Source organism: Heliorestis convoluta, from assembly GCF_009649955.1.
Lineage (GTDB): Bacteria > Bacillota > Desulfitobacteriia > Heliobacteriales > Heliobacteriaceae > Heliorestis > Heliorestis convoluta.
Genome location: NZ_CP045875.1, coordinates 1346246 through 1358020, shown reverse-complemented (window position 1 = coordinate 1358020; position 11775 = coordinate 1346246). Strand labels below are relative to the sequence as shown.

The 11775-nt window shown below is 43.6% G+C and carries 7 protein-coding genes; 2 read left to right on the top strand and 5 right to left on the bottom strand.

What is annotated here, in order from left to right; genetic code table 11:
• Window positions 1–75 precede the first annotated feature (75 nt).
• Both FTV88_RS06245 and FTV88_RS06240 read right to left on the bottom strand, forming a co-directional pair.
• Window positions 76–1704 carry an S-layer homology domain-containing protein gene (locus FTV88_RS06245; protein WP_153724882.1) on the bottom strand — a complete coding sequence of 543 codons (1629 nt, stop codon included), beginning with the start codon at window positions 1702–1704 and terminating at the stop codon, window positions 76–78.
• Window positions 1705–1758: 54 nt separating this feature from the next.
• Window positions 1759–4446, bottom strand: a complete 2688-nt coding sequence (locus FTV88_RS06240) for an S-layer homology domain-containing protein (RefSeq protein WP_153724881.1) — start codon at window positions 4444–4446, stop codon at window positions 1759–1761.
• A gap of 140 nt (window positions 4447–4586) precedes the next feature.
• On the opposite strand from FTV88_RS06240, the gene FTV88_RS06235 reads away from it, so the two are divergent.
• Window positions 4587–5792: a cysteine protease StiP family protein gene (locus tag FTV88_RS06235; RefSeq protein WP_153724880.1), complete on the top strand. Its 1206-nt coding sequence runs from the start codon at window positions 4587–4589 to the stop codon at window positions 5790–5792.
• Entirely contained in the window at window positions 5789–6670 is an 882-nt protein-coding gene (locus FTV88_RS06230; RefSeq protein WP_153724879.1) for an HAD family hydrolase, read from the top strand. Before FTV88_RS06235 ends, FTV88_RS06230 begins: the two co-directional genes overlap by 4 nt.
• 68 nt (window positions 6671–6738) lie before the next feature.
• Here the strand turns inward: FTV88_RS06230 and FTV88_RS06225 are convergent, their stop codons facing one another.
• The 3 genes from FTV88_RS06225 to FTV88_RS06205 all read right to left on the bottom strand — a co-directional run bounded on the left by FTV88_RS06225 (window position 6739) and on the right by FTV88_RS06205 (window position 11496).
• Window positions 6739–7677 carry a ketopantoate reductase family protein gene (locus tag FTV88_RS06225; protein ID WP_153724878.1) on the bottom strand — a complete coding sequence of 313 codons (939 nt, stop codon included), beginning with the start codon at window positions 7675–7677 and terminating at the stop codon, window positions 6739–6741.
• A gap of 12 nt (window positions 7678–7689) precedes the next feature.
• Window positions 7690–8508 carry a 3-methyl-2-oxobutanoate hydroxymethyltransferase gene (gene panB / locus FTV88_RS06220; RefSeq protein WP_153724877.1) on the bottom strand — a complete coding sequence of 273 codons (819 nt, stop codon included), beginning with the start codon at window positions 8506–8508 and terminating at the stop codon, window positions 7690–7692.
• A gap of 1527 nt (window positions 8509–10035) precedes the next feature.
• Entirely contained in the window at window positions 10036–11496 is a 1461-nt protein-coding gene (locus FTV88_RS06205) for a restriction endonuclease (protein ID WP_153724874.1), read from the bottom strand.
• Window positions 11497–11775 lie beyond the last annotated feature (279 nt).

Here is an 11775-nt window from a genome sequence, read left to right as displayed (position 1 = left end):
GCAAAAAAAGAGGACGGTTCTTTTGTGTTATGCCTGTAGGCTAACAACACAGTAGAACCGTCCCTTTATATGGGTTTAGAAAAGATTGAGCAGCCTGTCACGATAATCATGCTTTAGATCATATTGAAGGAATTCTATCGCTTTGACTTGAAGAGCTGCTGCTTCTGCTCTGGTCATTACTTCTTGTGGTCGGTAGTAGCCGTAGTTATCGCCTGTTAAGATGCCAAGTTCTTGGGCCACGTAGATAGAATCGCGGGCCCAGGGACTGATCTGATGATCGTCGTAAAAGGGACTGTAGGTAAAGCCCGCAGGTGCGAGGTCTATCAGGCCCAGACCGCGGACGATTAAAGTGGCCGCTTGTTCTCGGGTAAGCAAGCCGTAGGGGTCGAAGCGAGTGGCGCTGACACCGTTCATGATTTTTTGGGCATGAGCAAGGCGTACTTCTTCAAAACCCTCCATAGCCGGGGTAATATCGGCAAAAGGGGAGGGGTTAGAGGCAGCAGCCAATTGTCGTGGTGTACCCGTAGCGCCGTTGTAAGGATCGCGCGCAGAAGGTCTGGTGGTACTGTTCGGGCCTTGGGCTTTTTCTCCCGGATTGGGTAAGTTGGGATAACCTGCTGTGTAGGCGATCATGCCGGAAGGTCCTTCTGGGGAGACAATGCCCAGTGTTTGTACGAAGGCACGGGCAAAGTCAAGACGTGTAATCGGCTGAATAGGACCAAAATAGCCGCTGTGTCCGTTCCAAGCTTTCAGGCCTGCGAGACGATTGACGTAGGATTGAGCCCAGTGATTTCGAATATCTTCAAAGTTTGGTACATAGAGGCGATGGACTTTCGGCGATGTGGTAAGTGAAAGCTGGAGCTCGTCGCGATGACGATAGTGATTGTCAATGATGGGCTCATTGTCTATCTCAGCCATCCAAGGAAGATCATAACGGATGACAGAGGCGGAGCTACCTTGTTCGCTTATGATGTAGCCTCCGCTAAAGCTGATATTGACAGGGTCGTTGTTGTGGTACAATACCTGACGGTTTGTAGAAAGGTTAATGGCGTAATCGACTTGACCGTCCCAGGGGCTGGTAAAAGGGCTGTTGTCTTCAACGCCTGGGTTGACCGGTCTATACTGTAAGAGGTGGGTCATTCTTTGTGTTTCTGAGCGACCCCAGTTGTGATCATAGCCTATGGTGTGGCCAGAGCTTTCAACGGTGAGTCGGCCCTGGTTCCTGTTAACGTTGTAGATTTTGCGCCCTTCCCAGTTGCCACTGTAGTAGTTGACCACAGGATGCTTGTCCACTAGGACGGACTTAAAGTTGCGTCCATCGACAAGTTGGTAACGATTACCGTCAATGGTGATCGTCTCGGTGATGCGGTCTAACTGTGTGGTCTTTGTACTTTGTTGCTGATCCTCTCGCTGGGTAGCCATTTCTACATAGGTGGTAGAACGATTTAGTTTGTTTTGTCCTGTGGCGTCGCTGAGGTTAAAGGTAAAGCGAGTCGTTGTAGTGTCACCGCGTCCGGCGCTGATGGTAACGCGAACGGTGCCTTGCATGTGAACAGGTTGGCCGGTGACAAAGATGTATTCTTCGTAGTCATATTCATTGGCAATACCTCCTTCTAGAGGCATGTGACTGGATGCTCCCCATGCGGTGCCAGCTGTGAAAAATAGCAGGAGTAGTGTAAGCAAAAAGGAAATCGCTTTTTGCATTGTTGTGGGGCACCTCCTTGGCAGGGGCTGTTGCCCTCTTGATTTGGTTCCTCCTTATTGAACAAAGATGAAGCGGACTTCGTTGGTTTGTGGATCGCGGATAAGGAGAACCTTTGTGTTGGGGCGCAGTTGGTGAAAGGGTATGATTCTGTCATTCTGAATGATGACGGCTTCTTCTGCATGGAGTGATAAAGTAACAGGATTGGATGTCCAGCGTTGACTTGCATCGCTCCAATCTTGAACTTCTCTAAAAATAATGGTCTGGCTCTGAGGATTGAGGCTATTGATGCGAGCTAAGGATGTTCTTTCTAGTGGTGCTCTCTCTGGTTGGGGTGCCGTATTGTGTAGCGTTATGACAAGAGGTCGGCCTGCTTGGACAAAGCTTTGGATATAGCTGCCGTTGTATTGACCATGGGCGCCCTGGGTTAGGAAATCGCTGATAGGAATGGTCGTGGGAATGAGGCCGCGGAAGTCGTAGATTTGGGTGTCGCGGCTGGGCTGGATATAGAAGCGTCTGCTTCCACTGCTAAAGTTTTCCCAACTGTTGTTGCGGTGACGGCTGTAGCGCTGTAGTTCCATTTCGCCATCTGCACGAATTCTTAGTAGGGAGCCTTGGACAAGGCCGTCGCTGCTTTGCTCTGTCCAGATAATGTCTTTGTGGGTTTCGATGAAGGCAGCTCGGTAGCCACTGCGAGTTACATCGACATAAGCCATGATGGAGTCGCCTTCTTCTAAATCTTTGATATCAGTAAGGCGTCCGTCTCGTAGGACAATTGTATTGTTGTCGATATGCAAGTAGTTGCCGTCGACTTGTAGGCGGAGGCTGCCGCCGACGATATCAAGGCTGCGTATGCGATCGTTGATCATTGCTCCTTCACTAGAAAGAAGGGCCAGCTGAGATGCTCTGAGACCGTCAAAATTGTTGGCTGCGCTGAAGATAATAGATTGACCGGGGCTTACTCTTAAAAATGTATCGGCTGAAAGGACTTGGTTGTTGAGCACTAACGAGGTCACTGGACTGACACGAACTTGTACTTGCCCTGGTTGGACTTGCCAACGACTACCGCTGTATTTGTACACATTCCGTAGGGTGGCGACTTTGGTGATGGGGTTGATAAAGCCGATGGTACCACGATATACATCTTCGACAAGGCGATTGGCTTTGGGGATTTCGATGCGAGCAATTTGATAACCTTGGTAGGTGGAAAAGCGCAAAATCACAGGGTCGCCAATGCGTAGATCTTGTAAACGAGCCAATTCTTGTCCCTGCCGTACTTCTAAGGCAGGGGCAAAAGGGTAATATACTTCGCGGCCTTCCGCGTCGACGATCTGAAGACCTCGTGCTTCGATAGCTCGGATACGACCTTCTTGGACTTTACTGCCTTCCGGTATGGCACCAGGATGCATTGTGGGGAGGTCAGCCGTGATGGCAACAATACGATCTGCTACGGCGCGAGCTGTCAGATAGGTGCCGTTGGGAATATCCTCTATTTTGCGGTAGATGGCACCGATTTGGACGGTGGCACCAGCCATGACGTAGCCATGCTGAAGTTGTCCCTGGTCATTTTGCAAGATCAGGTAGCCTGTGCCAGCATCGTAGTCCATAAGCAGACCTTCTAGGGTGCTGTTGCTTTGTAAAACTCGAATCAAATGAATGTCCATAGGGATGTCTGTATTGAGAAAGTGCTCTGGAACGGAAGGATTGTCTATAATCCTTTGATTCTCTTCTCCAGGGGCGCTTTGACTGACTGTTCCTTCCTGCTTGGCTGAGGCTGTAGCAGGATAGATTTCAATCTGATCGCCTGGTTGTAAAGCCCTGCTGTCGGCAGGTCCTTTTTTCCATATGGCAATATCTTGACCTCTAGGGCTATCTTTGTGGGGGCCTGAGAGGACGATTGAGCGCATTTCTCCTGTGGTGGTGGTGATGTGGAGGCGACGTATGATGGCACCACCCGGTCCCTCTTGGATCTGATCGATGTCATCAATGGAAGCGGCAAAGACGGAGCGTTCTTGCTGCTCAAGAGCTCGGGGCAAGCTGTTTAAGAAAATGGTGGCGCTTTGAGCACGGGTAATCTCTTGTTGCGGCTTCATATAGAAGCGATCGTTTTGTGCAATGCCGTTAATCAGTCCATATTGCAAAGCCCTTTCAAGATAGGGAAGGGTCTGACCGTTAATACTTTGCCAGTCATCAAAATTGTAAATGTGGGCTTGGGCTGTTCCATAGATCGGTTCTAACTGAAGGGTTCGAGTTGTCCATAGAGCCATTTCTTCACGGGTAATTGCTTCATCCCAGTAGGGAGACTGTGGTCCTACTTGGGCTTGTGGAAAACCTTCAAAAAGACCTTGTTGGGCTGCTGCTTCGATGAGGCGCTGTCCCCAGAGAGTGAGCGGTTCGACGGACGCATTTTGATTGCGTTGATTGTCCCCTTGGTTTTTTTGTACTTCTTCAAAAGTTCCACCAAGGTTGGCCAGGGCTAGGAGGGCTTCTCGGCGTGTTAAAGCTTCATCAGGTCTGATCTGGCCCTGGTTGGATTTCAGGAGTCCAAAGATACCAGCGATGTAGAGGGCTTCTTCAGCCCAGTGTCCTTGCGTATCCGTATAGGTTGCATTATAGATAAGACTCTGGTAGTAAGGGACGCCTTTTAGTTCTGAGGGCAATGTGGCAGCTTGAACCAAAGGGGTGGAAAGGAAAAGTACAGAAGCACAGAAAAGTGTGAGGATTTTTTTGTTTCGATTTAGCATGTCTGTACCACCCGTTTTATGGTTTTTTCTAGAATGGATCGTTATGTTGCTTTTGGTACGAAAATAGATACCGATACTTTCCAGCAAAACGAAACGTCCCCATGCCACCCGGCCAAGAAAGGGAAAGGAAGAACATAGTCATGACCCTTCTAGGAAATAAAATCTTGCCCGAGCCCAACCAAATCGGTTCTTACAATCGCGAGGATGTAGTTTTTCTACTGAAAGATATCAGTGGAATGATGGAAGAAATCCCGACAGAACAACGGGAGCGATTGATTCAAAAGGGCGTTCATTATTCGGAGATGCTTCCTTTAGAGTACAAGCCTACGCCCGAATATATGGATCTTTTTTATCAGACCTTAGAAGAATCGGCTCGAAAAGTAGCTTGGGCTACAGCCGTTGTGGCTGAGAAACTTGTTCGTTTTCATTCGTCCGATCTTGTATTGGTATCGCTAGCGAGAGCGGGAACGCCGGTGGGCATATTAATTCGCCGCTATTTAGAGAAAATTCATGGTATGAAGGTGCCTCATTACAGCATATCTATTATTCGTGATAAAGGCATCGATGAAAATGCCTTATTATATATTTTGCAAAAGCACGGAAATAAAGGCCTTCAGTTTGTCGATGGCTGGACAGGCAAAGGGGCCATCGCTATGCAATTAACGAAAGCTTGTCAACAATTTCAAGAAAAATACGCCATAGAGCTTTCCGATCAGCTTGCTGTTCTAGCTGACCCTGGTTACTGTGCCCCTCTATATGGTACGAGAGAAGATTATCTAATTCCCAGTGCTTGTCTTAACTCCACTGTGTCTGGATTGGTTAGTCGTACTGTTTATAAGCCTGAGCTACTAGGCTCTCTCGATTATCATGGGGCTCGCTACTACAGAGAGCTCAAAGAGGAAGACGTGTCCAACTTATTTGTCAATAGGATTTCAAGGTATTTTGAAGAAGTTGCTTCGGAAGGGCAAATCTATCTTAAGAAAAAAATGCGAGAGCGCATTTGCCTTACAGAAGGTAAATGCAAGGGGGAGCAGAATTCTGATCCATCTTTGTTGCTAGAGCCTTGCTCTTGGCAAGGCTTACAGTCTCTTCAATCGATTCAAAATCACTTCAAAATGAAAGATATTAACTTGATTAAACCAGGTGTAGGAGAGACAACTAGAGTCCTTTTGCGACGTGTTCCCTGGAAAATACTCGTTGACTCTATGAACAATCCCAATCTAAAACATATTTTGATTCTGGCGCGAGATCGAAATGTTCCTGTCGAAGTCTATCCAGACTTGATCTACTCTTGCTGTGGCTTGATCAAGCCTCTCGATGGCCATGAAAGGGATAGAAAAGAATGATGGAAAAAATAATCTTTGCTACGGATTTAGATCAAACGCTGATCTATTCACGGCGAAGTATGGGTGATTCTCATCAACTCCATGATCTGGTACCGGTAGAACGTTACAAAGGCCAATATATTTCTTATATGACCACTCAATCGGTAGAACAATTCTGTGAAGTGTCCAAGCAAGCCCTTGTTGTTCCTGTTACAACCCGCACTATAGAACAGTACAAAAGAGTTACCCTGCCCACGCAACCCTACTATGCCGTCGTAAGCAATGGCGGTCATATTCTTATTGACGGAGAACCTGACCAAGCATGGCACCATAAGATTCAGTCTCAAATACAAGAAAAGTGCCTGGGATTGGAAGAAATGGAAGCGGAATTTTCTAAAATAGCCGCGCCAGATTGGGTTACAGATCGTCGCAGAGCTGAACACCTTTTTTTGTTTTACATCATTGAGAGAACAAAGGTGCCTACCGAAGAACTGGAAAGATTTTCTCTATGGGCATATGAACAGAATTGGCGAATCTCAATACAAGGCCGAAAGCTTTACCTTGTACCCAAGCCAGTAAGCAAGTGGGCTGCTGTAGAAGAGATCCTTGAAAGAGTAGGCCATCACTATGTTGTCGCTGCCGGTGATTCCCTCTTAGATCAAGAGATGCTTGAAAAAGCCAATCTTGCACTAGCACCATCTCACGGTGAATTGTGGTCTACTTTCTGCCAGAAGAAACAAGAAAAGCACTGTGAAGAGGATTCGGTAAAAGCAAATACAAAAACAAGAAAAATTACCTTCCTTCCTCAGCAAGGCATGAAAGCAGGAGAAGAGATTTTGAACTGTCTCTTATCTCTATGCGAAGAAAGAAAAGAAGGCCCTACGAGCGTTATCTCGTAAGGCCTTCTTTTTATATTGATCACGCAGCTTTGCTGCCGCTCAAGTCTAATGATAGGAGTAGTATGCCTTTAGGTGTCGCTTCTGTTCCTTTTGATCTGTTTTACTTCTGTCATGGCTTCAATGAGCAAGCCTAACGTTTCATTGACGGGCGTTGGTAGGCCTACACTTTTAGCGCATGCTGCTACTTTACCGTTGATCGCATCAATTTCTGTTCGGCGTCCATTGTGTAGATCTTGATACATACTGGAAAAGTTATGACCTGTTACTTGGGCTATTTTTTTTGTCTTTTCTACGGGCTGGGGAGAAGTTGGTACCTGAAGCGCCTTTGCTACTTCTTCAGCTTCTCTCACGGCTTGCTCTAATAAATACAACAACCCTTTATGATCAAGAAGACGTCCGTTGGGTATTTGCATCAGTGCTGTTAGAGCATTGATGCCTACATTGACCAATAGCTTATCCCATATCGGACCTTGCACATTCTCTTCGATTCGGGGATTCAGTTGACTCTGTCGAAAAAGTTGAGCTACCTTTTCTAACGATTCCGTAGTGGCGCCACGAAGAATGCCTAGAGTGGTCTCGCCTCGACCGGCCACGCGAATGCGCCCAGGTCCTAACAGGGTAGCGCCAAAAGAACTGGTGCCAGCTAAGATTGCATTTTGACCGTAACGCTCTACAATAGCTTCATCATTGCCCAAGCCATTTTGCAACGTTAGAAAGGTAGTCTCTTCACCAATAAGAGGGGAGAGATCTTCTAAGGCCTTTTTTGTTTGATAAGACTTTACAAAAATAAGCAGTAAGTCGACAGGCCCGACCTGACTTTTATCGATCGTTGCCTTGACGGGTATAGAATAAGAGGCTTCACCTTCTTCAATCGTGATGCCTTTTTTTTGTATTTCTTCGATATGCTCTTTCCAAATATCGATCAGCCAAAGATCGGCACCACTTTGTGATAAAAAAGAACCGTAGAGTGAGCCCATAGCACCAGCGCCTAGTACAGCTATCTTCATGGCGTGCACCTCTTATTTGTTGCTATCCATGCCAAAACTGTGCTCTGCCTTGGGAAATTGACCTTCTGATACTTCGCGGGCAAAGTCGTTCAATGCACTGTGAATGGTAGGTCCAATCTGGGCATACTGCTTTACAAACTTGGGCACAAAGCGCTCGTACATACCGACGAGATCATGGGTCACAAGAACTTGTCCATCACAATAAGGACCGGCACCAATCCCGATCGTTGGAATTTGCAAGCTTTCTGTAATTTTTTGTGCTACATCATAGGGAACGCACTCAATCACAATGGAAAAAGCGCCGGCCTTTTCCAAAGCGAGTGCATCTTGCAGCAAAGTTTCTGCAGCTTCCTCTGTTTTTCCTTGTACTTTGAATCCGCCGAGTTGAGAAGCCCGCTGGGGTGTCAAACCGATGTGTCCCATCACAGGAATGCCACCTTGAACAAGAGCAGCTACAGTAGGTGCCATGTCCCGCCCGCCTTCTAGCTTGACGGCATCGACGGCGCCTTCTTTCATTAAACGATTGGCCTTGGCAATAGCATCGGAAATCGATACGTTATAAGTACCGAAAGGCATATCTCCAATTACAAAAGTACTTGGAGCGCCTTTAACAACAGGTCGACAGTGATGAATCATATCTTCTAATGTGACCGGTACAGTACTATCATAGCCTAGAACGACCATACCGAGAGAATCGCCGACTAGAATCATTTCAACATCGCTTTTATCAATGATACTTGCAAAAAGATAATCGTAGGCTGTAACCATACGAAGTTTATAGCCTTCTTTTTTATGCTCTTTAAGCTGAGGAATTGTAATTTTTTTGCTCATTTTTCTGCCTCCTGGTTTCCTTTGAAGATGGGTCCCCTGTAGCAACAAAGATTAGAACAAGAAAAAAGAAATCTTATTCAAAACAAAATAAGAGATATTAGAAGTGAAGGTTCTGTGGGATACTGGAGTAGTGAAAACGATTTCAAGAGAGATTTAAATAAATTGCTACATGAACTTCAAAATTTTCAATCTCAACTGAACGAGTTGGCACTTGACGATTCATTTTGGGCAAAAAGTAGAAAGACAGAATTTAATAATAGAATTGATAGTTTGAGACAGGAAATTAACAAATTACAAGCTATGAGGGAACGCCAATTACGCATAGAAAATTTGGAGAGAATGTTATATTGAAAAATAAATGACTATTTATTCAGGCAACCTTAACAGGTTGCTTTTTTACGCCAAAAAATAGAAGATGAAAAATGGATGGCATTATAGTAACCAAACAACGCATGGAGCTCGAAGAGCTGATTGGAGCCTTGTCGTTTACAGACGGTTTGCTCAGATGGACAATCCAGACGGCGGTGTTTGTGCGACACGCCATAAAGATCCATGACTCTTCATATGGAAGGGTGGCTCTAGTGATTAACATAGTGGCTCAAAACATTAGTTCAATGGCTCATTTACAGGTAGCCAATCAGTTACCTTTTACTCAGCTTTGAAACAATGATTATTTCGGCGTGAAAGAGCCACTTTATCGGAAAAATTGAGCCACCTTCACGGGAAAATAGAGCCATGCTCACGGAACGAAAGCCAGCTATCCCTTAGATGACCCTGATGGTGCGTATTACGATTTCAGAGAGCCACAACACACAAAGCTACTAACACCGCCTAAACGCCGTACCCGTTCGAGACTGACGACCGTCAATGGCCCTCGAAGAGGCGGACGAAGCCCCTTGCCATTTACAGACGGCTGGCTCGGACGGACAATCCATGTGGCGGTGTTTGTACGATATACCGAAAATGATGCTCTTTACCTTTAATTGCTCAACATCCAGAAGGGTGGCTCTCTGATCCGTGAAGGTAGCTCTGTATTTCCGTGATCATGGCTCTATTTCTCCGACACAATGGCTCTCTCGGAGCGAAATACTCACTTAGAAACTGGATCTACTTTAAATAAGCGTAGCGTTGTATGAGTAGACCGAATTTATTCGTTCCATTCCAATCCGCTTTTTAGTATCATACCGATTTTCTTTAATATATTAGATGATTTAATAGTGCTAGTATGACTAGGACTCATTTATATCCCGAAATAGGGTGCTTAATAAGTTACTTGAAGTAGTATAAAAAGGGCATTAAAAGTACCATAAGGGTCACTTTTAATGCCTCTTTAAGAACCTAAAAGGTCACTTTAGTTCTTTCAACGCCTTTTTTAGTACTTCAAAGGAGCCGTTAGAACCCCTATCATCATCAAATGATATAGTACCTACGATCGTTAATTACAATGTCTCAAAAAAAGTACTTATTTCTTGTAAAGCATTGCCAGATTATATAAATCTACAATATATTTTCTTTTTGAAAGCAAAGTTATATTATAGTATTTGAAGATGAATCTAAAAACGAAATAGTTACAGTAAAAATATCACTTTTATATTCATCTGATGAAAACTCTAATGCGTCACAACCGTTAAAAGAATAGGCTTCGTCTACTTCTTCAACATCATCAATTATAATGTTTGAAAGAGAAAAAGATTTCCCATTATCATTGATACAATCAAATCCAAAAGAATTTCTTGTAATTTTTACATTACCTAAATATTTACCACCAAAGTACTCTTTTCTGTTTATAGTTTTATTATTTTCAGTTGACCAATAATAAAAATTTGTTATAGCTATTTTTCCTTGATTAAACATATTTTCGTATAAATATTGTTCTTCTCTTATTTTGTCTACTAAATCATTTATGGTGTTTTTTTCACCAGTAATACACAATCTAATTGTTTCGTCTCGACCTTTTTCGTTATTTCTCGTGTCAAACTGCAAGATTACATCTAGGACAGAATCATCGTAAGACCAACTATTACTATCTATATCAAGCAACGAAAAAGTTACGTTTTCAAAAGAATATGAAACATTTTTTAAATCGAGAAATATTGAATTTGGTGAAGCTTTGACTCTTGCAAATACAACGGAATCTGAAGAACCTTCTTTGATTAAATCTTCTTCAATTAATTGCTGTGAGGAATAATATTTTTTTCCTAAATAAATAACTGAGCAATAACCACGAGATAGGTAAGCATTTTCTCGTTCAGTAGGATCTTCAAAATCATCATTAAACGGTTCATAAGAAATATTTGAACCTACTTGATAATCAGAAATAAGCTGATAATACTCAGCACCATTAATTAATTCTATGGGTTTATCTTCTGCAAATTTTACTGCCGAAGAGGTAAATGTTGAAGTTGTAATAAGTATTCCCTTATTAGCTCTTTCGGAATGAACAACTCCGTATAAATCACGGACTGGTGGTTCGCCAACTGGTGCCTTCCAGTCTTTACATTGTATTATATACTTTCCCTTCATCAATGGTTGATTTGAATAAGCTACAATATCTACCCCACCGTCAGCTGTTGATTTTGTTGATGAAGCCTCAAACCCCATTTTACGAACCAAGTTCAGCACTTGGTTTTCAAAATTAATGCCGGGTTTATTAGATTTATGAAGGATGTCATCATTTAAATTGCAAGAAGATTCCTTTTCCTTATCTAGAATATGCTGTGTTCCTGCTACAATGAAAGTATGCAGTTCTTCTAGTTCTTCGTCTCCATCAATTTCTATATTAAAGCGATTACTTAAAAAACATATTAATCCAACGATATTATTGGTTTCTAATGAATCTTGCTTGAATAGATTACAATAATAGTAAACAACTCTAAAAATGACATCTTTTTTTTCACCAGTACCATCGTCTAATAAAAATTCTTGTTGAGGCCCAAAGTTATGTTCTAAGACGCTTAGCGTTTCTAAAATTTTCTCTTTATTTTCCACCACAAAACCCACCACCCTTCAATCGTTTTAATTAAAAACCATACAATTAATTCCATTCGGTAGGGTTTATTTCCTTCTTTGGTGGAAAAATTAATTTTAAAAGCAAAATGTCAATGAGTTTCGCTCGTTTCGAAGTCCGTTGACAGTCGCCAGTCTCGAACGGGTATGGCATTGAGTAAGGGCTCATTTTTTCCGTAGAAGGCCCAGCCATCATGGGAGCAGTCGATCTCTGATATCGGAATAACCAATAGGGGATAGGTAGTGGACACAAAAGAACAG

What these genes read in the sequence shown, in the direction of transcription:
- FTV88_RS06240 (WP_153724881.1), bottom strand. Translation starts at nt 4,446, where the DNA reads ATGCTAAATCGAAACAAAAAAATCCTCACACTTTTCTGTGCTTCTGTA.
- FTV88_RS06235 (WP_153724880.1), top strand. Translation starts at nt 4,587, where the DNA reads ATGACCCTTCTAGGAAATAAAATCTTGCCCGAGCCCAACCAAATCGGT.
- FTV88_RS06245 (WP_153724882.1), bottom strand. Translation starts at nt 1,704, where the DNA reads ATGCAAAAAGCGATTTCCTTTTTGCTTACACTACTCCTGCTATTTTTC.
- FTV88_RS06230 (WP_153724879.1), top strand. Translation starts at nt 5,789, where the DNA reads ATGATGGAAAAAATAATCTTTGCTACGGATTTAGATCAAACGCTGATC.
- panB (WP_153724877.1), bottom strand. Translation starts at nt 8,508, where the DNA reads ATGAGCAAAAAAATTACAATTCCTCAGCTTAAAGAGCATAAAAAAGAA.
- FTV88_RS06225 (WP_153724878.1), bottom strand. Translation starts at nt 7,677, where the DNA reads ATGAAGATAGCTGTACTAGGCGCTGGTGCTATGGGCTCACTCTACGGT.